We start from the raw sequence: 25,616 nt of genomic DNA on the forward strand, positions 1-25,616 counted from the left end.
GTGCATGAGGAGGTCGTATGGCTCAACCGTTGCGCGTCTTGTTGTTGGAAGATCAGGAAACGGACGCTGAATTGATGATGCGCGAGCTGGCGCGAGCCGGTTTTGATCCCACCTGGAATCGGATCGATACGGAAAAGGAATTGCTCGAATGTGTGAATCGGTCATATGACCTGATTCTCTCCGACAATACGATGCCCTCATTTGACGCGCTGACTGCTCTTGACTGGCTGCAGAAACTCCAGGTCGATATTCCTTTCATTATTGTGTCCGGCTCCATCGGCGAGGAGCAAGCCGTGGCGTTGCTGCGTCATGGCGCGGCAGACTACATCATGAAGGATCGTCTCGATCGATTGGGATCCGCTGTGGAACGCGTACTCGAACAAAAGCGATTGCGGGACGACAATCGAATCGCCCATGCTGCGCTGCAAACGCGGACGAAAGAGCTCATGCTTTCCCAGGAACGGTTGCGCGCGCTCGCCAGCGATTTGACACTCACGGAACAGCGGGAACGGCGCAAGTTGGCGGGCGATCTCCACGACTATTTGGCCCAGCTGCTTGTTGCGGGGCGCATGAAGTTGCGACAAGCCTCGACGTGCGTCGCCAAGGAACCCGGCACGCGGCTCGTTGCGGAGCTCGACCAAATTCTGGACGAATCCCTCCGCTATACGCGTACCCTCATCGCCGATCTCGCTCCTCCGGCGCTGCAGGAATTCGGATTGTCTCACGCGCTTCGATGGCTGTCCGAGCACATGCAGACTCGCGGACTCACCGTGGAAGTGCAGGTCGGATCGGGCCGCCTCAATTTACCGGATGATCAAGCGATTTTGGTTTTTCAATCCGTTCGAGAACTCCTGCTCAACATCCTGAAACATGCGGGGACGAATCACGCCAAGATCGAAGTTGCCAAGACCTCCACAGAATTGCGCTTAACGGTCACGGATAATGGACAAGGTTTCGATCACGCGTCGATGACTGTCGCTCCGGATTCGGCATCCTCCAGATTCGGATTATTCAGCATCACTGAACGCATGATGGCGATGGGAGGTCGGTTGGAAATCGATTCGTCGCCGGGTTGTGGGACCCGGGTGACGATGGTTTTGCCGTATTGGCCCGTCTCGGCGACACCCGAACTTCAGGAGGAGTCTTGCGGCGAAGGCCTCCGTACAAGCAGTGTGGACCATCCTGGCCACTATTCGAGAGTCACAGAACAGCCCTCCGCGCAATCAGCACCGATCCGGGTCGTGTTGGTCGATGATCATGTCATGGTTCGACAAGGGATCAAAAGCCTTCTGGATGGGCATGAGAACCTTCGTGTGGTTGGAGAGGCGTCCGATGGTCAGCAGGCCGTAGATTTAACTGCAGACCTGCGGCCGGACGTCGTCATCATGGATGTCAATCTGCCGGTGATGGATGGAGTCACGGCTACGAGCCGGATTCATAAAGACTACCCGGATGTCATCGTGATTGCATTGTCCGTCCAAGGCGATCGCCAGATTATCCAAGCGATGGCGGAGGCCGGCGCCGCAGCCTTCGTTTCGAAAGAGTCTGTGACGGAAGAGTTGTACGCGGCGATCCATCGTGCCGTGATCGCCAAGCAGCCCCTGCCCAGCACTTCTTGAATGTTGAAGCGGACAACTAATCCGACAGACCTGTTGCGATTTGATCATAAATGGCAGCGGCGCTCGTTCTGCCTCACTCATATTTGTGAGGAAGTTCAACACTGCGCAATTGAGTAGCTGCTAATATCCACCTCCTCCGCCCGATGAACCTGTCCCACCCGATGATCCTTTCTCGGGTGCTCCCATGCTGCCGGAGCCTGTCCCTGGTGCTCCCATACTGCCCGAACCCGTTCCTGGAGTTCCCATGCTCCCAGAACCCGATCCCGGTACTCCCATGCTGCCGGAACCTGTCCCCGGTGTTCCCATGCTGCCCGAACCCGTTCCTGGAGTTCCCATGCTCCCAGAACCCGATCCCGGTACTCCCATGCTGCCGGAACCTGTCCCCGGTGTTCCCATGCTGCCCGAACTCGTTCCTGGAGTTCCCATGCCGCCGGACGATCCCGCTCCAGGTGCGCCTGTTCCGCTGGATGATCCCGTCAGGCTAGGTGAACCCACCCTTCCAGACGGTCCCACCGCGCTGTTGGCTTGGGGGCCGGTCCTCAATTGATCGGCTTGGGCTGTGCCGGTGCCGAACAACAGTAATCCTCCGGCTATCATTAAGTAGGCACTGCTAAATCGAATCCTCATAAAACTCCTCCTGCGATACGTTTGCGGCGTTAACCCCAATCATATGCGGCGCTTGCGATGCGCTGTCATTACTGAGCATCGAACATTAGGATGGCTTATCCTTTTTCAGTGTCGCGGGCGAATCATCCTTGCTGTCAGACGGCGGGGGTCCGAAACATCTCGGACTGTCCGATGGGTTTTGCCGTTCTTTGTCGGATTCCATGGTTTCTTTTTTCATCGACCCCTTGGACGGCTCCTGCCCTTTCTTCGTGGCTGAGTCGCGCCCTTGCTTCATGGATCCACTCGATCCTCCGGGACTTGCCGATTGACTCTCCATAGTACTATCGGATTGGGACCCACTCTTGGATTGTCCGGCTTGAATTGCACCGTCAGCGAATAACAGCAATCCTCCTGTCATCAATATGTAGGCACAGGTCTGTAGTATTCTCATAGGAATCCTCCTTCAATAAAAATAAACTTCAGCGGACCTCTACAGCTCTACTAGGTTGTGCAAGATGCAGACCCTCCTCATGGCGGCTGACTGAAGCACCATGCGAATCTATGCGGGTATTTGTGCGCCACTCTTCAGTATAGATGGAGCGTGATGGTTGGCTGATAAGACACGATGTCTCGACATGGACAAGACTTCCTTCCTAGTGCATGAGGACATTCGATGTGAAATGAGGGAAAGTCCTAGATCAACAAATCCTCCCAGCGGCATATGCTGTAGTTAGGAAACAGACGTATTCTTAGTTTAACCAAGGAGGGTTTATGGGCTCGTCCAAACAAGTGATTGCTCTGATGTGTGGTGTCGTGCTCGGGCTATGTTTTCTCAATAGCACTTCATGGGCCAACGAGCTCCGCCCATCCCCTCAGCTGATCAGCGACGCGGTCGGCGACTCAAAGCCCGGCAAAACGATCAAGGGCGAAGTTGTCCGGGTCGAAAATGAGGGTTACTTTCATCTCCGGGAGGAGAATGGGACCGTCACACGCGTGCACGTCGATAAGACAACGATCAATGTGAAGACCCCATTAAAAGTGAAGGCAGGAGATTTTGTCGAGGCCAAGGTGGATGATCGAGGACATGCCATCTCGTTCGTCTCCGATCAGCCTATGTCTCATTGATGCGTGAGTGTTCTTGGCGTCGCGGACAATCGCATAGATGCGAACGTGACGCGATCGTCGCTTAATTCACAATCGCGGATAAACGAAAGAGGTTCCCATGCTATCCATTTACAAATTCGCAGCTGTCCTATCGTGTAGTTTCCTGTTGTCCCTGAGTCTGTCACACGGAGCACGCGCCGAGCATTCACCAGGGCCCGGAGATGTCATGAAAACCGACTCCTTAACCGATGCTAAGAAATTTGGTTTCAAATCGGATGATGATAAGCAACAGAATACGGACGATGGAAAAGGGAGCACCCGGGCGGGCGAAGGCAAGACAATCAAGGGCGAATTGTTTCGGGTGGAAGACGGAAATTATTTTGTCAAGGTCAAGGGAGGAAATGAGGTCCGATTACATACGGATAAGACAACCAAGATGGTGGGAGAAATTAGGAAAGGGGATCAGGTCGAGGCCAAGATCAATGACCAGGATCATGCCCTCTCAATTCGATCAATCCCCAGAAAGCCGTAACGCAGCAGAGTTCATTAAATCCGAGTCGTATTAAGGACCAGCTATAGGTCCGCCATGCTCACTGTTGCCCCTCGCTCTCGTTCCGGCATTGCGGCAGAATCGACCAATGATGAGGCCTATGGAGTCCTTCCAGGCGAAGATCGCCTCGTGAAAGACATCATGACCCGTGAAATAGCGAAGGCCGATACCTCCATTCTCATCAGACATGCGATTAAGATTATCCGAGATCAGAATGTCGCCGTCCTAATCGTTTGCCAAGATAACGAGCCGGTCTTCGCGCTGACGGAAGATGACGCGGCTCAGATCACCTTTGCGTGCGAAGATCGCGGTGAGACAACCACCATGCATGAACTGATCAACAGAAGTATGGCAATTCGGTGTCGCGAGGATGCTATCTTGGCCGATGCCATACGTGCAATGGTCGACCATCGCGTCCGCCATGTTCCGGTGGTGGATGCGAAGCATACCCTGGTTGGGGCGCTTTCGCTGGTGAATGCGGTAGGCGCTCTCACGCCGGATGCCGCGGCAATTTGGCTGGCGAAGATACAACATTGGTCGGACAAGGATCGAGATGATGCTCTCAGTCTCCGGAGGTCAGAAGGGTATTAAGCTCAGGCGGGAAAGCCGTATGTTTACCGACATTGCCGTCGGTACTCCGGTTACGATCGTCCTGAACGACATGGGAGAGGTCATTGACGTCCATGTTGATAGCAAATCAGATGCGTCGCGTAACGGGTTGCATGATCCTGAGAAGGACAGCGCCCTGAAAGATTTCAGACACTTAGGCTCACCGGAGTAATCGTCGACTCATGTGTGGGCGGCTGTAGCGTTGATGTAGAGACGGACGAAAAACTCAGAATTTGAGAGCCGTTAGTCCCCATGTTCTGGGGATAACCTTGTGAACAAGTCGAGTCGGGCACGAGAATCGCTGCGAACAATGCTATTGCCTGACACACTGCCTACTTTTTAGGCGTCTGCAGTTTCAGGATCAGACCGCAACTAATTGTGGCAGGCTCGTACCTCTCATGTCGCCTTCGCTCGGTTGGACCACAACCCACCTGCGATTAACGCCAGCGTCAGCGCTTGCAGCACGAGGCTCTGCGCGGTTGGGTGGACGCCCAGTAACGGCAGCGAAATGAAACGCACCGTCGTCGTCTCGAGTACTCCTGCTTCCTGCAGCGCCGCAACGCCGTTACCGACAAAGACCACAGCCATCAGCGCCAGAAGGATCGAGGAGACCGTGAAAAACGGTCCGATCGGCAAACGCACGCTGTAGCGAAGGATTGCGCCGCCGAGCAATACCAACAGTAGCGCCGCCGCGGCGATGCCCCAGACCACCGCACTATGCCCGTCGGCACCGACCTGGGACCACAGTGTTTCGTAGAACAGAATCACCTCGAAGATCTCGCGGTACACGACGAGGAACGAGACGCCGGCCATCGTCCATAGCGTGCGCTTGCCTAGCGCAACACTGACCTGTTCGCGGATGAATCGGTTCCAGGCTTGCGCGTTCGAGCGGCTGTGCAACCACCACCCCACGTAGAGCAGCATGGCAGCGGCCAGCAATGCCGTAATGCCTTCGGTTAGTTCGCGGCTGGCGCCCGAGATGTTCAGTGTGTAGCTGGCTATGGCCCATGTAATCCCGCCTAACACCACGGCTCCGATCCAACCTGTATGAATGTAAGGTAAGGCATCATGCCGCTTAGTCTTGACGGCGAAGGCCACGATGGCTGACACCACCAGGATCGACTCCAATCCTTCACGTAACAGGATCACAAGAGAACTCGCGAAGGCCGCATTCGGTGACAGAGTACTGCCGGAGAGCGCAGCATCGGCGCGGTCGAGCAGCGCGATGACTTTTATCGACTGCGCGGTCACTGCGTCGGACGATTTACCTTCGCCGATGGCTGCCCGTAGCGCGATCATCTCACGCTCGGTTTCCAAGCGCAGCGGCGAGTCCACGTGGTCCAGTGTTTTTTCGACCAGTTCGAACCCTTCCAGGTAGGCCGCGATCGCTAAACGCCGCGCAGCGTCTCGATCGCCCTGCGCATAGGACCGTGATGCCTCTTCGAGCTTGGAGCGTGAGAAGGCCAGGGGTGTCTGGGCACTGGCCTGTAGCGCATCCGGATGCTGCGTCAGATAGGCGCGCACGGCGTCCATTGTCGAGCCGGCGGCGGCCTGTTCCGCAGGGGCCTTTATCACGAGGGTGCGAAGGCTATCGAACGCTGCGTTGCTCTCGCCCTGCTGCCACAAGGCCTCGCCCTTCGCCACCGCTTTCGAGTCGGCTCGCAGGCTGCCGACAAAGAAGGCCAATGCCCAGCGATCGGTCTCGGAAAATTCAGTGAAGGCGCGCATCGGTGTGCCGCCCACGCCGAGCGTGATGGTGTTGTAGAGGCCGTACAGACTGCGCTGGCGCATGCGCGCCTCGTCGTGAAAATCGCTGGGCGCTGGTTCCAGCCCCTTGGCCAGTGGCCCATCTCCGCGGCCTTGCGCCCCGTGGCACGCGGCGCAGTGCTGCGCGAACATCTTCCCGCCCTGCTGGAGATCAGGAGCGCGCCGTGGTGCCACGCTCAGCTTCCATGCCTGGATCACGTCGAGGCGGAGCCGGCCGGCGAGCGCAGAAATCTCGCTGCCCGATGCCTTGGCCTCAATCTGCGCGAGCAGTCTGCTGGCGTGCTGGAGCAGCGCAGGCTGTTCGGGCACGTTGGGGAGCTTGCCGAGAAGTGTGATGGCTTGAACGGCAAAATCGCGTTGCTCCGCGTACTCATCGGCGTTGAACACCTTGCCGTCTTGCACGGCGTCCGGGTAGTCCACAGCGACATAATCGAGCATGTGGACGACGGTCTGTGCCCGCTCATCGTCAGCCGGTGACGCGATTGCCATGTCGAGTGGGCCCGTGGTCAACAAGACCATGGTCAGCCACCATGGGAGCGTGTTTGGCAAGGAGATATGTCTAGGCTTCATCGTGTCTCGACTTTCTACGCGCTTGGGCCTCTTTGGGTTATATGCAGACTACACGTCGATCGCGGCCCCTCCGAGGTCGGGAAACGGCAGTGAGCTGAAAGGTATTTGTAAATAAGAGCTTGTGCGGGCCAGAGAAATGTCAGGGTTCCCACAAGCCCAGCGAAGACTCACTTCATAACTCTATAGGCCGCTGTGCCGCCAGCTGTACTCCACCTTCAGGACACTACGAACAAGATGATAAATGATAGCCAAACACCGAGGCCGGTGTCCACCGAACGGATACAGGAAAACCATGTCACGTATATAGATGGAGACCCTAGAAACCTGTTATGGTTTTGTCATTTGGATTCTCCGTATTCATGGAGGGAGTATGCCTATCGGGGACAATCGGGCGGTGGTTATCACCGGAGCGTCCACTGGAATTGGAGCGGCTTGTGCCAATCATCTTGATCGACTAGGATTTAAAGTTTTTGCAGGAGTGAGGAGGTCCGAGGATGGCGCGGCCCTTCAAAAGGAAAGTTCAGATCGGCTCGTGCCGATTGAGTTGGATGTGACAGACCACTCGACCATTGAAAAAGCTAAACTATTAGTTTCAAAGTCAGTTGTAAGCAATGGACTTTTTGGACTAATCAACAATGCCGGTATTGCGATCGTTGGACCCGTGGAAGCTGTCCCTATTCCGGACCTCCGACAGCAGCTCGATGTCAACGTCATCGGGCAGGTCGCTGTCACCCAAGCGTTTCTTCCATTGATCCGACAGGCGCGAGGACGAATCGTCAACATGGGTTCGATCGCCGGGCTCTCAACCATGCCGCTCATGGGACCCTATTCGGCATCAAAGTTCGCGCTGGAAGCGATTACCGATGCGCTCCGCTTGGAGGTCCGGCAATGGGGTATTCATGTCTCCATCATCGAGCCGGGTGCGATTGCGACGCCCATTTGGAACAAGTCGGCGATCGAAGCGGCAGAAAGAGAAGCGGGAATAGAAAGTGAGCTTCGCGCTCTTTATAAACCGATGGTCGCTGCGGTGCGAAAGGTTGTTGGACAAGCCTCAAAGCGCGCGATCGCCCCGGAGGCCGTCACAAAGGCGGTTGAAGCGGCGTTGACGGCACCTTCTCCAAGAACACGGTATCTCGTCGGAACGGACGCGAAGTTCCGCGCACTCATGGCCAATGTGTTGCCTGACCGCATTTCGGACCGGCTCTTGACCTGGGTCCTCAAACTGCCTCATTGAACGGTTGCTGCTGGTTTTCTCACCCCGATGCCGAGCTGTCGTTTCGAAATGTCAAAGGAGAAACGGAGTTGGACCGCGAGGTATTTTTGGACCAACCCTTCTCGGTCCAATGGCTGGTCCTGTTCATGATACACGGCTAATTCCACGTTCTGCCAGCGCGCGGCGAGTCCGATGATCCAATCCAATTCCGTTGGATTGACCGCGTTGGCGGCCTGCCGGTCTGTAAACACATTCACGTCGCCATACAGCACGATCTTGTTCTTATAGAGGTCCAGGTCGGCATGCGCGACATACCGAAAGAGAGCCCGACCGGTATTGTCAGGCCTCGCGAAGTAGTTGTTGTTATGAAAGAGCCATCCTGCCCCGGCATAGACAGACAGGTTTTGATTTGGAAAGTGACGTTGCCATCCCGGAAGATCCTGGACCGCCTGGAATTTGGCCGTCACGAGTCCATCGCCATATTCCTGCGTGACGCCTTTGCGATCGATGGGTACATCACGCTCATACTGCAGACGCCAGTTGAAATGGCCAAGTACACCGGTTAGGGCATAGGTGCCGTCCCATTCGCTCAGCTCAATCCAGCCGTTGGTGCGGTCAGAGAAGAAGTTCTGATCCGTATAAAAGGTGAGATATTGCTTATAGAGATCGGTTTCCAGATGAAGCATGTGGCGTAAGCCCACAAGGCCCGTGTTATCCGGTCTGGCGGCAAAGGAGGGGTTTGAAGCGAATACACCGGTGAGGAGATAGCCGGCGAAGAGCGATTCTTCCGCGTCTCGACCGTTCGCGTCCTCCAAAGAGGGAAGCGGGCGTCCGTATTTTTCCAATGCCGGCGCATCACTTGGCCAGATGATGAAGCTCAAAAAAAGAGCATGAGGAATGAATAATGCCCAGCTTCGCGTGAGACTCATGGTTTCAAACGCTGGCCGATTTCCGATTTCGGGCTACGGAGAAAAGCGACTGAATGTGGACGTTGACGGATGCTACGGTATACAGGGCTCAAAAATTTCTTCGCAATCATTGGAGGCGTCAAAGGTTGGAGGAACAAAACGGTAATGCACATCAACGATCCGGTCATCGGCCAGAATAACCGTGGCCCAGCAGCCATGGCGAATAGTGGCAAAGCTGCTTTTCCCAACCGGCCGTGATTCTTCGAGAATCGGAGCCTCTCGATAGTATCGAAGGAATGTCCACTGGTCTTCGGTTCGTTCCTCCACGGGCTTGCCCGCGCAGGAAAGGATCTTCGACTTGGATTGTCCGACCATCTGCTGTTGATTCGGATATTCCCTCACTTGTGCGAGGGGACTGCAACCCATCAACAATAACATTAATAACATTCCAAAGAGTGCCGGTGTGAGCACGCACAGATACAACCTGTTCATGAAAACCCATTGTATGCGCTGAATCGGAAAATGCAATCGCCTGAGATGGAGGTATGAAGGTTGGAAAAAACCAAGGGGCTCGATCAGCCGACGAGATCAGGGTTCAACCGGGTCAGAGGCGTGACGGAGAGGGCCTTGATCTCATTGTAGACGATCGTACGGCCCACTTGGCGGAGGCGGCTGAAGACACCTTCCACGATGACCTGGTCACCTTCACGGACCTCCAGCTGACCGAGGCTGACGACTTTCAACGTTCCGGCATGGTCTTGCAGCAGAAATCCATAAGCAGGCTGCCCTTGACGATTGGTAGCTAGCTGCACGTTCATGACTTTTCCGGTGACCACGACATCTTGACGGTCGTAGAGCTCAGGATGTGCCAAGAGCTCCGATATCTCAATCAAGCTGACGGCCATTGCCGGACTCGCGGTGCCGAGCATCACAGTAGAGAACGAATAGATGGGCAAGAAAAGAAGAAAGACGACCGCCCATGCGGGAAGAGACTGTCGGATGGTAGGCTGCGTCGTCATCATTGATGTGCAATTATACCGAACTGCCGGCGATTGGCAAGGCTGAAAGTTTACCATTTATCGGAGGCCCTGCCGCTGACGTCCTCTCCAAAAAAGTTGTGAAGAATATGCCGCTGTAAGTCGGTCAGTTCACCTTGAGCCGCTTCACCTGCTCGTGAGGGGAGGGCATCGGACTCCTTGGGTGCCGGCGCCGAACGCTTCAGTAACTCTTCATCGAGCGCCTCGTCGCTCGTATCCACGTCATGTTGGATAGATACTAGTCGTTGGAGTCCAAACAATGTTCTGGTCGTTTCGGTATGTACGGCGTTGGAACTGGCTCCGTAGACGAGCGAATTCCACAATTTCGTCTCCGCCGATTCGGGTATACGAACCATTGTGTAGATTCCCAGTTTTTCGATCAAGGCGGTCTCCGTCCCTTCGAGCCCATCATAGGTGGCGATTGATCGTTCGATGGGAGTATGGGAGAGCACGCGCATGGTCTCCTTCCACATGTCCGGTGAAGGAATATGGGGGTCGGCTGCGTGAGATCCGGAACATTTGGCTTGGATGGCGAGCAAGTATTGAGACAGAAATTTTACCTTCCTGGCCGCGAGGGTACCGGCTGGAATGCCCCAGATATGGCCGATCTCATGGTCCTGGAGAGTCGTCTGATCGGACGTCTGGCGTTCACGTTCCGCAAGAGAGAGGCGTTTTCTGAACCGTTCGGCAAAGCGAAGCTGGGTCTGCATCTCGACGACCAAACGGTGTTTCTGGTATTCCTCCGCACTGATTTCGTTCTTGTCCCAAGCTTCGTCCAACAGCCGCAATGTCGTCGATGGAACGGCAGAACGAGCGCGTGCCTTGAAGTCTTCAATTCTATCGGCAGGAACTCCACGAGCCGCAAGAAGTGCGGCGGCCCGAGCGGCAAGCGCGTCCGCCGTGCGGATAAAATTCTGAAGGGCGACACATTGGAGCCACGTCCGTTCTCGGCGAAGTCGAACCCGCTTGCGGTACTCGTTCCGTCGATCGATCATTGCCGTGATCGACTCCTGGGTCATCGTGGTGACAGGTTTTTTCCCCGAGACACACCGAGGATCCGGTCGATCTGCGACCATGAACAGAATTTCGTCGTGTGTGACATCAAGAGACTGCAACAGCAAAAGCCTAAGAATAATGCGGCCTTGTATCGGCAAGCCCGCAATAATCTCTTCAATCATCTCTGTGGTAAGAGGCGGCGAGATCAGTGCTGGTGTCATGGTTTCCCGATCAGGTCGTGAAGGTCCAGTTGTTGGATGAGGCGGGGATGTACTGCACTTCTCTGGCCCATGGCTTCCAGTCTGCGGTGCTAGGCGGTCCCGGCCCGCTGCTGTTGATGCTGTTCAAGTTGAAGCGCAACGTATTCACGAACATCCTGAACGGTGCCGCTGATGAACATTTCTCTCGGGATTTCTACCCGCACAAGCCGTGAAGGATCGATGCCTCGTTCTTGGGCGTAATGTTCATCGATGTAAAGGCTCAGAGAGCCGTCAGGAAAACGTAGGGCATAGAGGGCGGTTGTATCAGCCATGCGAGGTCCTTCCTATCATCATGGTACCTCGTAGAGGTAACACAGGGCTCGTCAGGCTGTCAAAGTTGGCCTTCCGTGTGCGATCCCTTAGTTCTCAGGAGCCTGCAGCAAGACTCGGCGACGCCACAGGACATAGGCTGTAGAGAGCACGATGACAACGAGCAATGTGTTCCGTATGCGGCCCGGTCCAAAACAGGTGAGGTTCACGATGCCATTCGTAAACCCGTATCCGGCATAGGCAAAGTAAAGGAATAGCGCCCAGCGACGGAGTCTGAAAAACCCGTATCCGACCGCTAGGTGAAGGGCGGGTGAGATGGCTTTGGTCAGGAAACCGGGAACCCCATCGGGCTTTGTGCAAAAAATAGGAAGCAGGTAGTCCAGGTTCTTTAGGATGATCCATGCATCATTAAGCGCGCTGAGCAAGAGCAACAGACCTAAAAAGCGGATGTCGTGGCCCTGCCGCCAGACCAGTTGCCATGTTCGCCGCCAGCTGGAAACGTCCGGACTTGCTCCAAGATAGGCGTCATAACCTTGCATGGCCCAGTAAGGAAGGGTGAGTATCATGAAGGCGAGGACTTCGACGGCGCGGTCAGTGATACGCCCGAGCCACATCGTGAGTGCGACAAGAACTACGGCGGCTAAACAGGTGGCGAGTGCGTGCGGCACACGCCCCTGTGAGAGTTGTCCTAACCCCGGGAGGAGGAGTGACAGGAGTGCGGCGCGGGGATCTGTCTTCGGAGGCATTGCGCACAAAGCGCAGCGGCTTTCGGTCGGGAGACCGAAAGCCGTTCAGCAGCACGGATGATTGTGAAACCGAGGACTCGAGGAGGTTCTCGCTCCGGGCGTGGTTCAGCCCCCCAACGTATCGAGAGTTTCCTTGAGACTTCGTCGGATACATGTGAAGATCGGGGTGTCCCGCAAGGTATACCGGGACCCTTCCGTCTCTCGCAGCGCCATCACCAGGTCCAGGAAGTCCTCCGGCTTGTCGCTCTCAAAGGCCACCACCCACTCTTGATCGTCTAACCCGAAGGAATAGGTCGTGTTCAGCTTGACGGACGGGAACCGATGTCCCACTTCGATGTGCTCATCCATCATTCCCTGGCGCGCCGCCTTCGTCAGCAAAAACCACTCGCGCGTTTTGAGAAATGGATACACAAAGATGTACTTGCCTTTTCCCGGCACCACTGTGAGCCGTTTCCCTTCCTGCCCTGCGTGCGCATGGTGGTCGACATAGACGGATCGCTTGGTCATTGCCAGATAGGAATACGGAGTTGAGAGATACTGTCCGAGACCTGAGGCGAGCATCTTGGCACTCATGTCTTGGAACAGGTCCAGGTCATAGCTGATGCGCCACAGCATGAAGTCGCAGTCGCCCCGGATACCGACGGTGGAATAGGGGACCATCAGCACCTTGCCGTTGAAGTCCTCCGCAGCGCGCAGGAACTCCTGCTTGCCCTGGGTGCGCACGTCTTCCGGGAGGCGCCGCCATGCGGGGTCCACTTTATAAAACACGAAGTTCACGTACTGCCGCCGGGGTGTCGGTGCGGCGGGGGGTGTGTCCGGAGTCGACATTCAAAGCTCCTTTAGTAGAGTGACAAGAAACACTTCCTCAGTTTTTGTTCGTTTAGCATTTCCCCTTCGGCCTTGTCAACGGGAGACGGGTTCATCCATTGACAGGCTATGAGGGTTCTGTTAGTCGCAATCGCATGCATCACGCTTGTCATGGATCTATGGGGCTTGCTGTGACCTGCATGCTTGGCATCGCGTGTCCCTCGGCTGCGATTGAGGTAGACCCGGCGCACGCACAAATCCAGGCCGCACTCGACCGCGGAACAAGAGCGGCGGCACACCGTCAGCCGCCCGAAACCTTCTATGCGCGGTTTGGAGGCGCTGATGAGTTGCATGCCGGCGGGTTTCTGATCACAAAGCTCGGAGCAATATCCGTGATGGCGACACACATGGCGTTACGTGGACTTGAACCGAGCGCGGCCGATGTTGCCCAAGTGACGCAGGCCCAGACGATGCTCGTCAACACCGTCATTTTCGGGGATAGTCCTTCTTTCGCGGTGAACAGTTATGTGGTGCTCGATCAGGGGGGAAAGGTCATCAAACCCATTACCGTGCGAGTCGATGGGCAAGCCAGTCGGAGTGCGGTCTGGCCCAACTCGCCTAAATTTCGGGCCAAAGTGGTTGCCGCATTTGGGTACGCCGATTTCGACCCAAAAGCGCAGACAACTCTTACCGTGTTTCCGGCAACCGGTGGAGAGGTTCGATTTTCGCTCGACTTCGGGCAGATAGAGTAGGGGTTTCATTCCGCTATGCGCAGGTTTCCCGCATCGGACCGTCTATATCTCGCTGAAACGATTGCGATAGGGTCGGAACTTCTCGTGGGAGGCCGGTCTGACAGCAATTCGTTATTCATCACCGACTCGCTGGCAGCGATCGGTATCGAAGTCAGGTTTAAGTCAATCGTCGGGGACGATGAGTCGGACATTGCGGACGTGTTGAAGACAGCCGGTCGCCGGGCCGGAATCGTCATCATCACCGGAGGGCTAGGCCCGACGGTCGACGACTGCACCAGGGAAGCTGTCGCAGCGGTCACCGGCTCCCGTCTAGCACGCCGGAAAGAAGCGCTTGACGGCATGAGGGCCAGGCTGGCTCAGTGGGGGCGAATACCGAATCGCGGACAATTGCGACAGGCACTCATTCCGTCTCGCGCGGCGGTCTTGCCGAACCCGGTGGGCTCCGCGCCGGGCTTCGCGTTGGTGTGGCGGGGGACACGTATCATTGCATTGCCAGGTGTTCCGGGTGAGATGCGCGCAATGGTAGAGCAGTCGGTTCTACCGCTCTTAACCTCCCAAGTTGAGCGATCAAAAGGGCCACGCCCACATCCAATCACGAGGGTGGTCTTTCACACGTGGGGATTGCCTGAGGCTGACGTGGACGCCAAGTTACAGGGACTGATGACAAAACGGACACCGGTCGCGTTAGGTCTGCTTGCTTCACCGACCGGAGTGCTGGTGTCGTTGACAACGAAGGCACAATGTCCCATCAAGAATGAGAGTCTCTCCTCGCTGGTCAAGGAGGTTCGTGCGAGATTGCAGGAGTGGATCTATGCGGAAGGTCACGACACCTTGGAAGAGGTGGTCGGTCGAATGTTGCGCGAGCAGAAACTGACCGTCGCGGTTGCCGAATCGTGCACGGGAGGTCTGATCGGGCACCGTCTTACGCAGGTGCCGGGAGCTTCGGCCTATGTTGATCGGGGAGCCATCTGCTACAGCAACCAGGCAAAAACGGAGATGCTTGGAGTGCCGGCAAGTGTCATAGGGCAATATGGAGCGGTGAGCCGGGAAGTTGCTGCGTCGATGGCCAAGGGCATGCGTGAACGGGCGGGTGTGTCGGCGGCGTTGAGTGTGACGGGTATCGCTGGACCCGGAGGCGCGACGGAGACCAAACCCGTCGGGTTGGTGTACGTCGGGCTCGACGATGGCAGCGGCAAGACGATCATGAAGGAATTGCGATTCCATGGGGACCGATCCGTCATTAAACAGCGCGCCGCTCAGGCAGCCCTAGATCTGCTTCGTCGATGGTTGGTCGACAGAGTCAGGACATGATTCGCGCATTCCTCGCTGTGGAAATCGACGATGAGGTCCGAGCAGGTCTCTCCCACGTACAGCAAGATCTCAAACGGCGGCTGTCACCTCATCTTTCAAAAGCTATCCGTGTTACCTGGGGACAACCCAATTCGTTTCATCTCACGATCAGGTTCCTCGGAGATACGGATGAACAGCTCCTCGGCCAAATGCGTGACGCCATGGCGATTGTTAGGCAGTCGCACCCGACGATTCAGATTCCCCTCGATCAACTGCAAGCGTTCCCAAACGTTCGACAGCCGCGCGTCCTATGGGTAGGGCCGTCTGAGCAGTGGCAGCAAAGCGGTGCAGCAACCCAGTTGACTGCCTTCCATCAGGCCATCGAGTCTTGCTGTCGCTCATTCGGTTTCGCACCGGATGACAAACCCTTCACGCCGCACCTGACACTGGCACGGATCAAAGCAGGCGAGCGACAAGTGGGTCAGTTCCTGGCGCAAAGCGGCGTCTGTGACCGCCCGCTCTCGTTAGGAGGGATTACAGTCGGAGCGCTTGTGATGATAAAAAGCGAGCTGCGTCCTACCGGGTCTGTGTATACGAAACTGTGGGAAGTGGAAGAAGGTAACCGCGGTTAGCAGCGATCCATTTGCTGCGCTCGGGTGCACTCGGACCCGATGTCACGGTTCGAGCAGTGGAACGAGTGCCGTGTGGCCTTGCTGAAGAGCCAGGTCCACCGGACGTTCTCCCGTCGACAGCCTGGCATTCTTATCCCCTCCGTGTTTCAGCAGCAGTTCGATAATCGTCTGATCGCCTCGATACGCCCCAACATGCAATAGAGTCACGCCGCCCATCCGCACCTGGCCGTTCACATCCGCGCCCTTGTTCAGGAGGAGGGTCACCACGTCTCGATGTTCCTGTTGCACGGCGAGGGAGAGCGGCGTCATTCCATCCGTCCTCCGCTGATTCACGGCCGCTCCTTGGTCCAACAAGAGCGCCACCACCTCTCGATGTCCATTCTTCACAGCCAACAGCAGCGGTGTCATCCCACGTGCATGGGCTGCCTGCACGCCGACCCCCTGCCCAAGGAAGGTCTCCACTCGGAGGAGATTGCCGTCCGCTGCAGCCTGCTGTAACTTCTCCTCCGGCGCCGTCGTGCAGCCGCTCAGGAGAATGAGCGCGAGCGTACAGAAGGTTGACAGACCAGAGCACCGACCCCAATCCATCAACTGGTGGACCTTAGCTTTGCCATGGAACGTCATGTGAAGGAATTGTCGGCAATAGATTAGACGCGGTGGGTTTCGAGGCGATCCATCCTGGCCTTGAGCATGGAAATGTCTGTTTCGAGTGTGTGAATTCGCTGGTCGAGCTGTGAAAAAGAGAGCCGCATGAGGGCCCGCATTTCTTTGAATTCATCTCGCAATTCGTCTCGAACCTCTCGCAATTCATGCCGAATGTCCGAATGCCCCTCAGCAATTTGGCGGATGTCACTCCGAAGGGCCTCTGTCACTACTCCGAAGTGTCGCTTGATCTCTTCGACCTGCGCATCATTCATAGGGAGCTTGTATAGCCTGATCAAACAGGAAAAGCAACGCTCCGGCCGGCGTTGCATCTTCTGGGAGAGAGAACAGATAAACCTAACTCTTCAGTCATCATGCTCATCCGGCCTTTCGCGGCTGCAGCAGCGAAAACAGCGTTGTGTGGCCTTGCTGGCGAGCCAGATCTATAGGGCGATCTCCTGATTTCGTTTTGGCATTCTTGTCTCCTCCGTACTTGAGCAACAAGGTAATGATCTCCCGATTGCCATGATAGGCTCCCACATGCAAAGGCGTCATTCCGTCGTTCGCCTGTGCTTTCACGTCCGCTCCTTGTTTCAGGAGGAGGACGACCATGTCGCGATGGCCTGCCGCCGTCGCGACATGAAGCGGTGTCGCGCCGTCAGGCGCCGGCTGGTTCACCGACGCGCCCTTTTCCAACAACAACGCGACGACGTCGCGATGATCGTTTTGCACCGCCATGAAGATCGGCGTGGCGCTGTTCCTCGCTTTCTGATTGATCGATGCGCCCTGCCGCAACAAGAGCTCGACTACCTCCCGATGGCCGTTCTGCGCTGCAACGAGAAGCGGTGTCACCCCATTCTGTACCGCGTGGTTTACTGCGGCCCCTTTTCCTAACAAGAGCGCCACGACTGCCTGATGCCCGTTCTGGGCCGCGACGAGAAGCGGAGTTGTGCCGTTCGCCATCGCCTGATTCACCGCCGCTCCCGCGTTCAGCAACAACGCCACGACTGCCTGATGCCCGTTCTGGGCCGCGACGAGAAGCGGCGTCGCACCGTCTGCCATGGTCTGGTTGACCGCGGACCCCTGTTGGAGCAAAAGCTCAACGACATCCCGATGCCCTTTCTGCACGGCGATGAAGAGCGGCGTCACGCCGTCTTCTGCAGATTGGTTCGCTGGGGCCTTGTGCTGAAGCAAGAGTGCCACGACGTCTCGATGGCCGTTCTGGGCTGCGATGAAGAGTGGTGTCACGCCGCCTTTGGTCGTCTGATTCACCGGCGCGCCTTTGTCCAGAAAGAGCGCTACCACATCACGATGGCCGTTTTGCGACGCGATGTAGAGCGGCGTCGCGCCGTCATTGGTTGCCTGATTCACTAACGCCCCCTTATCCAGCAAGAACGCCACCGTGTCCCGGTGTCCGTTCCACGCCGCGGCATGAAGCGGCGTCGCGCCGGTCTGATTGGCCGCGTGCACGTCAGCGCCTTCCTCGATCAATGTTTTCACCTTGCCGAGATCCCCGTCCATTGCGGCAGTCAGTAGCTTTTCATCCACCGGGCGCATGGCCATCAACAGCGGCAGCAGGGCGCAGATCACGCCGAACCTCGCCCATCGTGAGATCATGTCAGCCTCCCATCACGTATTCGCGAAAAGGAATAATTATGAACTGATTTGAGTGACTGCTTCCTGTCTTAGTGTCGCATAGCCTTGTTGTCGTCCACATTGCTCTGGGAGCGGATATCACCCTGCGCATCAACATGTCTGCATCTATTCGATCGGATGACCACGGGAGGTGGTAGCTGTGACACGTTGGAAAAGCAAGTTGAGGTGTGTCAGCGATGCTTAGAGTTTGGGGAGCAGCATGACAGCGATCTTTCGAAGTGAGGCTTTGAGTCGGTCTGCGGGAAGTATGTCCTTATCCGCTGTGAGGGCGTAGTACCGAGCTCCTTTGAGCACGGCCACGCCGAGGCTCTCCTCGTCAACGAGTACGAATGTACGATCGCCGATTCCTTTGTCTTCGATCACTTGGACCTCCGCCTCCTTGAGTTCCCTGAGAAGGTTTTCCAATGTGATGTACTTCTTGGCTGCGCTGGTCGAGGCAAACTCTGCCACGCTCACGACCAGGGTCCCATCGGTCAAATCGTAGGTACACGTCCACGTCTGGGAGCCGGTGTCTGTATCCTGATCCGGGCCGTCGAGATTGACTGAGGAAATCGGCTGGCCGATGGCAGCGCCGATTTCTGATCGAGAAATCAGCGAGCAGACATCAAGAGCCTGGACCGGAGAAATGACGACCAGACTTGCGACGACGAGAGCGAAAACAGCAGATGCCTTTACACTCTTCAGGAATCGCAACGTATTGCACTCGTCGCGTGCGAAGGCCAGGTATTCAATGTGTGACATGGCGTACGGCTCATTCTAGGATGTCAAGGCACAAAGGTCCAGGTGAAAAATGTCGACGCGACGCGATAGGAGAAGGGAACATGGGTGGGTCGGTCAGAGACTGGTCGGCTCGTGCACGCAACTTTCGGTTGTATTGCCTTGAACGCGTCCTTGCCTGAGTTCAGACTAGGTTTTCTCCGTGCCCCTTGGGTATAATCCCCCGATCATCATTCTTTTACGTTGTAGGAGATTCGTATGTCAGAGAAGGACGACAAGAAGCGCGCGCTCGACTTAGCCCTTTCCCAGATTGAGAAACAGTACGGGAAGGGAGCGATCATGAAGCTCGGGGACGAGGATAAGAACGCCGACGTGCCGGCTATTTCGACCGGGTCGTTGGGGCTGGACATCGCTCTCGGGGTGGGAGGGCTTCCACGAGGACGCGTAATTGAAATCTTCGGACCGGAGGCCTCCGGGAAGACCACGATGACGCTGCACTGCATCGCTGAGGTACAGAAGACGGGCGGGGTTGCCGCATTCATCGATGCGGAGCATGCGCTGGATTTGACTTATGCCAAGAAGCTTGGCGTGCAGGCCGACGATCTTCTCGTCTCCCAGCCGGACACGGGCGAGCAGGCATTGGAGATCGCTGAAACATTGGTGCGGAGCGGCGCGATCGATTTGATCGTGGTCGATTCAGTCGCGGCGTTGACCCCTCGCGCGGAGATTGAAGGCGAGATGGGGGATGCCCATATGGGCCTTCAAGCCCGGCTGATGTCGCAGGCCCTGAGAAAGCTTACCGCCGCCATTGCAAAGTCATTGACCACGGTGATCTTTATCAATCAAATCCGCATGAAGCTGGGTGTGATGTTCGGGAATCCTGAGACGACCACCGGCGGGAACGCCCTCAAGTTTTATTCGTCCGTCCGGCTTGATATTCGCCGCATTGAATCGATCAAAGAAGGTCAAGAGGTCATGGGAAGTCGTGTCCGCGTGAAAGTCGTCAAGAATAAGATGGCGCCGCCGTTCCGCCAGGCGGAGTTCGATATCATGTTTGCGGAAGGTATTTCCAAGACCGGCGAATTGGTCGACATGGGGGTGGACAAGAAGATTATCGAAAAATCAGGCGCCTGGTATTCCTACAAAGGCGAACGGATCGGTCAAGGCCGCGACGCCGCTCGGGAATTCCTGAAGAATAATGTTCCTGCGGCTCGAGAGGTCGAAGCAAAACTTCGTGACCTAGCCGGAGTACCGGGCCGAAGTGAGAAGAAAGCAGAGGCCAAGGAAGAGAAGCCGGCGCCACGCAGCGATGAAAAGCGGGCGCATCGGTAGCGGCCGGCGTGTGGGAGTGCGGACGCGGAGAAACCGATCGTCCCCTGAAGATTGGATACAGCTCGCGGTAAGGTTTCTCGCTCGTCGAGACCGTACCGTTGCTCAAGTCGAGCAGTTTCTGGCATCCAAAGGAGCCTCGCCCATTCACATTAGGCAAGCGGTCCGCCGGTTGTCCGACCTCAAGTATCTCAATGATCAGGTCTATGCCCAACGATGGGTGGACAATCGGTTGGCGTCTCGGCCGGTCGGGCAAGAGCGGCTGAAGGCGGAATTGCAGGCCAAGGGAATTGCGGAGACTCTGGCAGATCAAGTGGTAGTCCAGGCGTTCCATGAGCATGATGAAGCGACATTGGCTCATCGAGTGGTGAAGGGGAAGAACCGTCAGGGCCGAAGATTGACGCGGGTCCAGATCGTGCGCCTCTTACGTCAACGGGGCTTCGGCGAGGAAACGATCGACCATATGATCGGGGGGCTCGTCGATCGAGAGGGATCGGATTCATGACACAGAGCGCACAGGAACTCAGACAGTCGTTCATTCGCTACTTCGAGCAGCAGGGGCATCAGGCAGTGCCCAGCTCGGCCTTGCTTCCCCAGGCCGACCCGACGTTATTGTTCACCAACGCCGGCATGAACCAATTCAAGCGGGTCTTCCTCGGAGAAGACACGCGGCCTTACACGCGGGCCGTGTCCGTGCAAAAATGCCTGCGCGCCGGAGGCAAGCACAATGACCTCGAAAACGTGGGCTACACCAGGCGCCACCACACGTTCTTTGAGATGCTGGGCAACTTTTCCTTCGGCGACTACTTCAAGGAAGAGGCGATCCGATTCGGCTGGGAATTTTTGACGCAGACGGTCGGGCTGGCGAAGGACCGGATGTGGGTGACGGTATTCCGCGAGGATGACGAAGCCGATCGGTTTTGGAGGCAGATCGGTGTGTCGCCGTCACGCATCGTGCGGTGCGATGAAAAAGATAACTTCTGGCAAATGGCGGACACCGGCCCCTGCGGCCCTTGCTCGGAGATTCATTTCGATCAGGGTCCTGCAGTTCCCGGCGATGATGGGCCGAACGGGGCGGGCGATCGCGTGATCGAAATCTGGAACCTCGTCTTCATGCAGTACAACCGGGATGCGTCCGGTACGTTGACTCCTTTGCCGAAGCCGAGCATCGATACCGGGATGGGCCTCGAACGGCTGACGGCGGTCGCGCAGGGCGTCTTCAGCAATTATGACACCGATCTGTTCACACCGCTGCTGGCGGCAGTCGCCAGGCGGGCGGGCACCGAGTATGGCGTGAAAGAGACGGCGGATCGCTCCATGCGCGTCATTGCCGACCATCTGCGGGCGATCACTTTTCTCATGGCCGACGGCGTGTTGCCGTCGAACGAAGGGCGTGGGTATGTGTTGCGGCGCATTCTGCGCCGCGCCGCGCGGCACGGCAGGCTGCTCGGCATCGTCGAGCCCTTTCTGCATGAACTCAGCGTGGTCGTCGTCGAGCAGATGACCGGCGCCTATCCGGAAGTGCGCATGGCGGCCGGCACGATCACTGAGGCAACGAGGGGCGAAGAAGAACGGTTTATCGCGACACTCGATCAGGGGTTACCGATCTTGAACGACATGATCGAAAAGACGCGAGGGGCTAGCCGGACGGCCTTGGCGGGTGGGGACGTGTTCAAGCTCTACGACACGTATGGATTTCCCATGGACCTGATTACAGAGGCTTGCCGAGAGCAGGGGATGACGGTCGATGAACCAGGCTTCGATGCGGCGATTGAGGAGCAGCGGACCCGCGCGCGCAAGACCGGCGGGTTTGAGCAGGACACGACTCGCCCGGCGGTGGCCGAGTTGACCAAGCGGATCGGGGGTACGCAGTTCGTCGGTTATGACCGGTTGGAGAGCGACAGCGTGCTACGCGCGATTCTCAAGGGCGAGCAGTTGGTGAAGGAAGCGGCGGAAGGCGACGAAGTCGAAGTCGCGCTGGATGTGACGCCTTTTTATGCCGAAGGCGGTGGACAGGTCGGGGACCGAGGAACATTGGTGGGGCCAGAAGGGCTGGTGGATATCACGGATACGACGAGAGCGGCGCCGGCCCTCATCCTTCATAAGGGGACTGTCCGCAAAGGGCGCATCCGGGAAGGCGAACAACTTCGCATGACGGTCAACCCCTCGACGCGCCAGGACGCCGCGCGCAATCACACGGCCACGCATCTGGTCCATGCGGCTCTGCGCGATCTCCTCGGCCCGCATGTGAAGCAGTACGGGTCGCTGGTCGGGCCGAACCGGCTCCGGTTCGACTTTGCCCACTTCCGGCCGCTGTCGTCCCGCGACATCGACGACATCGAATCGACGGTGAACGGGGAAATCCGTAGGAACGAGGCGGTTCGTACCGAGGTCATGAGTATTCAGGACGCGGTGGAGAAAGGGGCCCTGGCATTCTTTGGCGATAAGTATGGCGAGCAGGTGCGTGTGGTCAGCGTCGAGTCGTTCAGCAAGGAACTTTGCGGCGGCACCCACTGCCGGCAGACGGGCGACATCGGACTTTTCCGCATCGTGTCGGAGGCAGGCGTCGCCGCCGGCGTGCGTCGGATCGAGGCTCAGACCGGCAGCGGGGCCTATGGGCTCATGAAGAAACTCGAGGCCGATGTCAGAGAACTGTCGGAGTTGTTGAAGGTGGGACAGTCCGAACTGGCCGCCAAGACCCGTAAACTCCTGGTCCAGCTCAAGGACAAGGAACGGGAGCTGGAAGAAGTGAAGCTCAAGATGGCCGGTGGCTCAGCGGCGGCATCGAGCGCCAAAACCATCGCCGGAGTGACGGTCCACGCGCAGCGGACGGACGGGCTGGATGTGAACGGCATGCGGGCGTTGGCGGATCAGCTTCGGGACAAGCTGAAGAGCGGCGTCATCGCGCTGGGAGCGGCTTCCGGTGACGGAAAGGTTTCATTGCTGGTCGTGGTGACGAAGGATTTGATCGGCACACTCAAGGCCGGTGAACTCATCAAAGCGATGGCGTTGGAAGTAGGCGGTACCGGCGGTGGCCGCCCGGAAATGGCTCAAGCCGGCGGGAAGGACCCTGCCAAGCTCGATACGGCGTTGGAAAAAGTTTTTGGCCTAGTCGAAAGCACCCTCCGGCGGTAGAATCATGCCTGGCCGTATTCTCGCACTCGATTACGGGACCAAGCGGATCGGCGTTGCTCTCAGCGACGAGCTGAGATGGACGGCGCAACCGCTCGAAACCTTGGAGCGTCGGACGCTGGACCGTGACATCGCCCATATCCAACACTTGGTGAATCTTCACGATGTCCGGGAGGTGCTGATCGGGCTTCCATTGCGCCTCAACGGCGAAGCAGGACCGGCGGCTCAGGCCGTTCAGGGCTTTGTAATCCGGTTAGGGGAAACGCTCTCAGTCCCGATCGTGACCTGGGACGAGCGCATGACGACGAAAGCAGCGGAAGACTTGTTGATCGCTGCCGACGTCAGTCGAAAGAAGCGCAAGGGGGTCGTGGATCGTGTGGCCGCTGCCATACTCTTACAAGGGTATCTTGAGGCACAAACCTCTTCTTCCGTTCAGAGTGGAACCGACAGTGCAGTTACTGAGACGGGGGAAGAGGAGATAGAGTCGTCTCCGAACGACCAATCTTATGAAGTTGCGCCTGATCTTCATCGTAGCCATCACCATCGTCGCTCTCGCCGGGGCGGTCGCTTATCAGATGATTCGATGGGCTGAGGCCCCGGTCCTTTCCGAGTCCGATCATCCTCAGGAGAAACTCGTGGTGATCGCCGAAGGGACTCCGTTCAACCAAGTCGCGACCTTACTGGAACGGGAGCGGTTGATCAGGAGCCGCTTGGCATTTCTGCTTTTGGGAAAGTTTCAGGAAGCTGACCGCAAGATTCACCCCGGAGAGTACGAGCTCAATGCCGCCATGCGGCCGGCCGAGATCCTATCCAAGTTCCTTGCCGGTCGAGTGGTGCTACATGCCGTCACGATTCCCGAAGGGTATACGATCACTCAAATCGCCGATGTGCTGGATGAACAGCGTATTACGAATAGGGCGGAGTTCGTCAAATTGGCGTCCGACAAGTCCTTCATTGAGACCTTGGGAATTTCTGCGGATACCGTGGAAGGGTATCTGTATCCGGACACGTATCGTTTTGCCAGATCGACGGCGGCGAAAGACGTCATCAGAGCGATGATGGATCAACTCGGGCGTGTGATGACCCCGGAGTGGCAGGCACGGGCCAAAGATATCAACATGACGCTGCATGAGGTTTTGACGCTGGCCTCAGTCATCGAAAAAGAAACCGGTTCCGGAGACGAGCGGCCTCAGATCTCATCCGTGTTTCACAATCGACTGAAGAAGCGCATTCCCCTGCAGAGCGATCCGACCGTCATCTACGGGTTGGAGAATTTCGACGGAAACCTTCACAAAAGAGATCTCTCCCATCCCAGCCCCTACAATACCTACCGTTGGACCGGTTTGCCGCCTGGTCCCATTGCGAGCCCGGGGGCACAATCGATCCGTGCCGCGTTATATCCGACGCCTTCCGCATACCTGTATTTTGTCTCCAAGAATGATGGGACACACCAGTTTTCCGCCACGCTCGTGGAGCATAATAAGGCCGTGGAGCGATACCAGAAACGGCCTTTTCGGCGAGGAACTCATTCCCAAACGTTTGTGGTTCCATGCGATACGAACGTTATTTCCCAGAAAGGAGTAGCCTAGAAGATGTCAGCCTGGAATCTTCCGGAACTCATCGATCACACAGTGCTGCGGCCGGATGCCTCGAAGTCCGACATTATCCGGCTCTGTCAGGAGGCAAAGGACAACGGCTTCATGGTCATTTTTGTTCCTCCATGCTACATCGATGAGGCGGTTGCGGCCGTGGCCGGCACGAAGATTCGTGTCGGGATTCCGATCGGCTTTCCTTTAGGCGGGCACAGCACGCACACCAAAGTCGCCGAAGCGATTGAAGCGGTGTCACGCGGTGCCAGGGTATTGGACATGGTCCTGAACGTGAGCCGGCTCAAGTCGGGCGATCACGACTCTGTGCGGAAGGATATTGCCGAAGTGGTGAAATCGACGCCCGGGGTTGAGCACAAAGTCATACTCGAGACGTGTTATCTGACACAGCAGGAGAAGCGGACCGCCTGTCATTTGGTCGTGGAAGCCGGGGCGGATTATGTCAAAACCTCGACGGGTTTCGGTGCAGCGGGGGCAACGATCGAAGATGTTCGATTGCTGAAGGAAACCGTCGCAGGGCGGGCCAAGGTCAAAGCTTCCGGCGGTATTCGAGATTGGAAAACGACCCTCGCGATGCTGGAAGCCGGAGCCGACCGGATCGGCACCAGCGCCAGTCTCTCCATCATCCACGAGTGGCGCACGGAGTCCTCCAAGTAGGTATCCAAGAAAATCATTGCGGATGACCTCCCTTCAACGTGTGTAATGATCTGTCGCTTCAACGCACAGCCGTGTTCACTGTGTTCTCTTGGCGATCTGCCGACAGGGTATCCTGCACATTACGGGTTGCGTAGAAGAAC

The 25,616-nt window shown here is 57.0% G+C and carries 29 protein-coding genes; 16 read left to right on the forward strand and 13 right to left on the reverse strand.

The features are described 5' to 3' along the window. Positions 1-17 precede the first annotated feature (17 nt). Both H8K03_00325 and H8K03_00330 read left to right on the forward strand, forming a co-directional pair. Positions 18-1,619, forward strand: coding sequence for a response regulator (locus H8K03_00325; GenBank protein UVT20410.1), 1,602 nt, complete (start codon positions 18-20; stop codon positions 1,617-1,619). 244 nt (positions 1,620-1,863) lie between these two features. Next, positions 1,864-2,166 carry a hypothetical protein gene (locus tag H8K03_00330; GenBank protein ID UVT20411.1) on the forward strand — a complete coding sequence of 101 codons (303 nt, stop codon included), beginning with the start codon at positions 1,864-1,866 and terminating at the stop codon, positions 2,164-2,166. 165 nt (positions 2,167-2,331) lie between these two features. Here H8K03_00330 and H8K03_00335 read toward each other — a convergent pair whose 3' ends face one another. Then, complete coding sequence (locus tag H8K03_00335) at positions 2,332-2,676, reverse strand: hypothetical protein (protein ID UVT20412.1); 345 nt, start codon at positions 2,674-2,676, stop codon at positions 2,332-2,334. Positions 2,677-2,996: 320 nt separating this feature from the next. Here H8K03_00335 and H8K03_00340 point away from each other — a divergent pair, with 320 nt between their 5' ends. From H8K03_00340 to H8K03_00355, 4 genes are all read left to right on the forward strand, one after another. Further along, positions 2,997-3,350, forward strand: a complete 354-nt coding sequence (locus H8K03_00340) for a hypothetical protein (GenBank protein ID UVT20413.1) — start codon at positions 2,997-2,999, stop codon at positions 3,348-3,350. A 205-nt stretch (positions 3,351-3,555) separates the two neighbouring features. Then, positions 3,556-3,861 carry a hypothetical protein gene (locus H8K03_00345; GenBank protein UVT20414.1) on the forward strand — a complete coding sequence of 102 codons (306 nt, stop codon included), beginning with the start codon at positions 3,556-3,558 and terminating at the stop codon, positions 3,859-3,861. Between the two features lie 54 nt (positions 3,862-3,915). Beyond that, positions 3,916-4,470, forward strand: coding sequence for a CBS domain-containing protein (locus H8K03_00350; GenBank protein UVT20415.1), 555 nt, complete (start codon positions 3,916-3,918; stop codon positions 4,468-4,470). A 19-nt stretch (positions 4,471-4,489) separates the two neighbouring features. Beyond that, a complete protein-coding gene (locus tag H8K03_00355; protein UVT20416.1) occupies positions 4,490-4,660 on the forward strand; it encodes a hypothetical protein in 171 nt (56 codons plus the stop codon). 224 nt (positions 4,661-4,884) lie between these two features. Here H8K03_00355 and H8K03_00360 read toward each other — a convergent pair whose 3' ends face one another. After that, complete coding sequence (locus H8K03_00360) at positions 4,885-6,825, reverse strand: FTR1 family protein (GenBank protein UVT20417.1); 1,941 nt, start codon at positions 6,823-6,825, stop codon at positions 4,885-4,887. Positions 6,826-7,195: 370 nt separating this feature from the next. On the opposite strand from H8K03_00360, the gene H8K03_00365 reads away from it, so the two are divergent. After that, positions 7,196-8,059, forward strand: a complete 864-nt coding sequence (locus H8K03_00365; GenBank protein ID UVT20418.1) for an SDR family oxidoreductase — start codon at positions 7,196-7,198, stop codon at positions 8,057-8,059. Here H8K03_00365 and H8K03_00370 read toward each other — a convergent pair. The 7 genes from H8K03_00370 to H8K03_00400 form a co-directional block, all read right to left on the reverse strand. Beyond that, positions 8,053-8,967, reverse strand: a complete 915-nt coding sequence (locus H8K03_00370) for a hypothetical protein (GenBank protein UVT20419.1) — start codon at positions 8,965-8,967, stop codon at positions 8,053-8,055. The two genes, H8K03_00365 and H8K03_00370, sit on opposite strands and share 7 nt — an antisense overlap. 72 nt (positions 8,968-9,039) lie before the next feature. Further along, positions 9,040-9,438, reverse strand: a complete 399-nt coding sequence (locus H8K03_00375; GenBank protein UVT20420.1) for a hypothetical protein — start codon at positions 9,436-9,438, stop codon at positions 9,040-9,042. An 83-nt stretch (positions 9,439-9,521) separates the two neighbouring features. Beyond that, positions 9,522-9,968 carry a cytochrome c maturation protein CcmE gene (locus H8K03_00380; GenBank protein ID UVT20421.1) on the reverse strand — a complete coding sequence of 149 codons (447 nt, stop codon included), beginning with the start codon at positions 9,966-9,968 and terminating at the stop codon, positions 9,522-9,524. A gap of 47 nt (positions 9,969-10,015) precedes the next feature. Then, a complete protein-coding gene (locus H8K03_00385) occupies positions 10,016-11,200 on the reverse strand; it encodes a hypothetical protein (protein UVT20422.1) in 1,185 nt (394 codons plus the stop codon). Positions 11,201-11,289: 89 nt separating this feature from the next. Beyond that, positions 11,290-11,511, reverse strand: a complete 222-nt coding sequence (locus H8K03_00390) for a hypothetical protein (GenBank protein ID UVT20423.1) — start codon at positions 11,509-11,511, stop codon at positions 11,290-11,292. An 87-nt stretch (positions 11,512-11,598) separates the two neighbouring features. Beyond that, positions 11,599-12,255, reverse strand: a complete 657-nt coding sequence (locus H8K03_00395) for a hypothetical protein (GenBank protein UVT20424.1) — start codon at positions 12,253-12,255, stop codon at positions 11,599-11,601. Positions 12,256-12,360: 105 nt separating this feature from the next. Next, on the reverse strand, positions 12,361-13,083 hold the full coding sequence (locus H8K03_00400) for a chlorite dismutase family protein (GenBank protein ID UVT20425.1): 723 nt from the start codon (positions 13,081-13,083) through the stop codon (positions 12,361-12,363). 170 nt (positions 13,084-13,253) lie between these two features. On the opposite strand from H8K03_00400, the gene H8K03_00405 reads away from it, so the two are divergent. From H8K03_00405 to thpR, 3 genes are read left to right on the forward strand one after another with little or no spacing between them, the layout of a single operon-like run. Next, on the forward strand, positions 13,254-13,814 hold the full coding sequence (locus tag H8K03_00405) for a hypothetical protein (GenBank protein UVT20426.1): 561 nt from the start codon (positions 13,254-13,256) through the stop codon (positions 13,812-13,814). A gap of 15 nt (positions 13,815-13,829) precedes the next feature. After that, positions 13,830-15,125 carry a competence/damage-inducible protein A gene (locus H8K03_00410; protein UVT20427.1) on the forward strand — a complete coding sequence of 432 codons (1,296 nt, stop codon included), beginning with the start codon at positions 13,830-13,832 and terminating at the stop codon, positions 15,123-15,125. Next, the gene (thpR, locus tag H8K03_00415) at positions 15,122-15,736 is read left to right on the forward strand and encodes an RNA 2',3'-cyclic phosphodiesterase (GenBank protein UVT20428.1); all 615 of its coding nucleotides are present in this window, start codon (positions 15,122-15,124) and stop codon (positions 15,734-15,736) included. The genes H8K03_00410 and thpR overlap by 4 nt, the downstream gene beginning before the upstream one ends. 42 nt (positions 15,737-15,778) lie before the next feature. Here the strand turns inward: thpR and H8K03_00420 are convergent, their stop codons facing one another. The 4 genes from H8K03_00420 to H8K03_00435 all read right to left on the reverse strand — a co-directional run bounded on the left by H8K03_00420 (position 15,779) and on the right by H8K03_00435 (position 18,775). Further along, positions 15,779-16,324, reverse strand: coding sequence for an ankyrin repeat domain-containing protein (locus H8K03_00420; protein UVT20429.1), 546 nt, complete (start codon positions 16,322-16,324; stop codon positions 15,779-15,781). Positions 16,325-16,383: 59 nt separating this feature from the next. After that, positions 16,384-16,653, reverse strand: a complete 270-nt coding sequence (locus H8K03_00425) for a hypothetical protein (protein ID UVT20430.1) — start codon at positions 16,651-16,653, stop codon at positions 16,384-16,386. Between the two features lie 103 nt (positions 16,654-16,756). Continuing rightward, positions 16,757-17,995, reverse strand: a complete 1,239-nt coding sequence (locus H8K03_00430) for an ankyrin repeat domain-containing protein (GenBank protein UVT20431.1) — start codon at positions 17,993-17,995, stop codon at positions 16,757-16,759. 219 nt (positions 17,996-18,214) lie between these two features. Beyond that, positions 18,215-18,775 carry a hypothetical protein gene (locus tag H8K03_00435; GenBank protein ID UVT20432.1) on the reverse strand — a complete coding sequence of 187 codons (561 nt, stop codon included), beginning with the start codon at positions 18,773-18,775 and terminating at the stop codon, positions 18,215-18,217. A 234-nt stretch (positions 18,776-19,009) separates the two neighbouring features. On the opposite strand from H8K03_00435, the gene recA reads away from it, so the two are divergent. From recA to deoC, 6 genes are read left to right on the forward strand one after another with little or no spacing between them, the layout of a single operon-like run. Continuing rightward, entirely contained in the window at positions 19,010-20,083 is a 1,074-nt protein-coding gene (gene recA / locus H8K03_00440) for a recombinase RecA (GenBank protein UVT20433.1), read from the forward strand. Continuing rightward, the gene (locus H8K03_00445) at positions 20,061-20,585 is read left to right on the forward strand and encodes a regulatory protein RecX (protein UVT20434.1); all 525 of its coding nucleotides are present in this window, start codon (positions 20,061-20,063) and stop codon (positions 20,583-20,585) included. The genes recA and H8K03_00445 overlap by 23 nt, the downstream gene beginning before the upstream one ends. Further along, positions 20,582-23,215: an alanine--tRNA ligase gene (alaS, locus tag H8K03_00450; protein UVT20435.1), complete on the forward strand. Its 2,634-nt coding sequence runs from the start codon at positions 20,582-20,584 to the stop codon at positions 23,213-23,215. Before H8K03_00445 ends, alaS begins: the two co-directional genes overlap by 4 nt. 4 nt (positions 23,216-23,219) lie before the next feature. After that, the gene (gene ruvX / locus H8K03_00455; GenBank protein UVT20436.1) at positions 23,220-23,804 is read left to right on the forward strand and encodes a Holliday junction resolvase RuvX; all 585 of its coding nucleotides are present in this window, start codon (positions 23,220-23,222) and stop codon (positions 23,802-23,804) included. Next, positions 23,719-24,801, forward strand: a complete 1,083-nt coding sequence (gene mltG, locus H8K03_00460; protein UVT20437.1) for an endolytic transglycosylase MltG — start codon at positions 23,719-23,721, stop codon at positions 24,799-24,801. Before ruvX ends, mltG begins: the two co-directional genes overlap by 86 nt. Positions 24,802-24,804: 3 nt before the next feature. Continuing rightward, entirely contained in the window at positions 24,805-25,476 is a 672-nt protein-coding gene (gene deoC, locus H8K03_00465) for a deoxyribose-phosphate aldolase (GenBank protein ID UVT20438.1), read from the forward strand. The last annotated feature ends 140 nt before the right edge of the window (positions 25,477-25,616 follow it).

The organism is Nitrospira sp. (genome assembly GCA_024760545.1).
Lineage (GTDB): Bacteria > Nitrospirota > Nitrospiria > Nitrospirales > Nitrospiraceae > Nitrospira_D.

Excerpts from the sequence above, each read along its gene's own strand:
- H8K03_00325 (UVT20410.1), top strand. The coding sequence starts at position 18 with ATGGCTCAACCGTTGCGCGTCTTGTTGTTGGAAGATCAGGAAACGGAC.
- H8K03_00330 (UVT20411.1), top strand. The coding sequence starts at position 1,864 with ATGCTCCCAGAACCCGATCCCGGTACTCCCATGCTGCCGGAACCTGTC.
- H8K03_00335 (UVT20412.1), bottom strand. The coding sequence starts at position 2,676 with ATGAGAATACTACAGACCTGTGCCTACATATTGATGACAGGAGGATTG.
- H8K03_00340 (UVT20413.1), top strand. The coding sequence starts at position 2,997 with ATGGGCTCGTCCAAACAAGTGATTGCTCTGATGTGTGGTGTCGTGCTC.
- H8K03_00345 (UVT20414.1), top strand. The coding sequence starts at position 3,556 with ATGAAAACCGACTCCTTAACCGATGCTAAGAAATTTGGTTTCAAATCG.
- H8K03_00350 (UVT20415.1), top strand. The coding sequence starts at position 3,916 with ATGCTCACTGTTGCCCCTCGCTCTCGTTCCGGCATTGCGGCAGAATCG.
- H8K03_00355 (UVT20416.1), top strand. The coding sequence starts at position 4,490 with ATGTTTACCGACATTGCCGTCGGTACTCCGGTTACGATCGTCCTGAAC.
- H8K03_00360 (UVT20417.1), bottom strand. The coding sequence starts at position 6,825 with ATGAAGCCTAGACATATCTCCTTGCCAAACACGCTCCCATGGTGGCTG.
- H8K03_00365 (UVT20418.1), top strand. The coding sequence starts at position 7,196 with ATGCCTATCGGGGACAATCGGGCGGTGGTTATCACCGGAGCGTCCACT.
- H8K03_00370 (UVT20419.1), bottom strand. The coding sequence starts at position 8,967 with ATGAGTCTCACGCGAAGCTGGGCATTATTCATTCCTCATGCTCTTTTT.
- H8K03_00375 (UVT20420.1), bottom strand. The coding sequence starts at position 9,438 with ATGAACAGGTTGTATCTGTGCGTGCTCACACCGGCACTCTTTGGAATG.
- H8K03_00380 (UVT20421.1), bottom strand. The coding sequence starts at position 9,968 with ATGATGACGACGCAGCCTACCATCCGACAGTCTCTTCCCGCATGGGCG.
- H8K03_00385 (UVT20422.1), bottom strand. The coding sequence starts at position 11,200 with ATGACACCAGCACTGATCTCGCCGCCTCTTACCACAGAGATGATTGAA.
- H8K03_00390 (UVT20423.1), bottom strand. The coding sequence starts at position 11,511 with ATGGCTGATACAACCGCCCTCTATGCCCTACGTTTTCCTGACGGCTCT.
- H8K03_00395 (UVT20424.1), bottom strand. The coding sequence starts at position 12,255 with ATGCCTCCGAAGACAGATCCCCGCGCCGCACTCCTGTCACTCCTCCTC.
- H8K03_00400 (UVT20425.1), bottom strand. The coding sequence starts at position 13,083 with ATGTCGACTCCGGACACACCCCCCGCCGCACCGACACCCCGGCGGCAG.
- H8K03_00410 (UVT20427.1), top strand. The coding sequence starts at position 13,830 with ATGCGCAGGTTTCCCGCATCGGACCGTCTATATCTCGCTGAAACGATT.
- thpR (UVT20428.1), top strand. The coding sequence starts at position 15,122 with ATGATTCGCGCATTCCTCGCTGTGGAAATCGACGATGAGGTCCGAGCA.
- H8K03_00420 (UVT20429.1), bottom strand. The coding sequence starts at position 16,324 with ATGGATTGGGGTCGGTGCTCTGGTCTGTCAACCTTCTGTACGCTCGCG.
- H8K03_00425 (UVT20430.1), bottom strand. The coding sequence starts at position 16,653 with ATGAATGATGCGCAGGTCGAAGAGATCAAGCGACACTTCGGAGTAGTG.
- H8K03_00430 (UVT20431.1), bottom strand. The coding sequence starts at position 17,995 with ATGATCTCACGATGGGCGAGGTTCGGCGTGATCTGCGCCCTGCTGCCG.
- H8K03_00435 (UVT20432.1), bottom strand. The coding sequence starts at position 18,775 with ATGTCACACATTGAATACCTGGCCTTCGCACGCGACGAGTGCAATACG.
- recA (UVT20433.1), top strand. The coding sequence starts at position 19,010 with ATGTCAGAGAAGGACGACAAGAAGCGCGCGCTCGACTTAGCCCTTTCC.
- H8K03_00445 (UVT20434.1), top strand. The coding sequence starts at position 20,061 with ATGAAAAGCGGGCGCATCGGTAGCGGCCGGCGTGTGGGAGTGCGGACG.
- alaS (UVT20435.1), top strand. The coding sequence starts at position 20,582 with ATGACACAGAGCGCACAGGAACTCAGACAGTCGTTCATTCGCTACTTC.
- ruvX (UVT20436.1), top strand. The coding sequence starts at position 23,220 with ATGCCTGGCCGTATTCTCGCACTCGATTACGGGACCAAGCGGATCGGC.
- mltG (UVT20437.1), top strand. The coding sequence starts at position 23,719 with ATGAAGTTGCGCCTGATCTTCATCGTAGCCATCACCATCGTCGCTCTC.
- deoC (UVT20438.1), top strand. The coding sequence starts at position 24,805 with ATGTCAGCCTGGAATCTTCCGGAACTCATCGATCACACAGTGCTGCGG.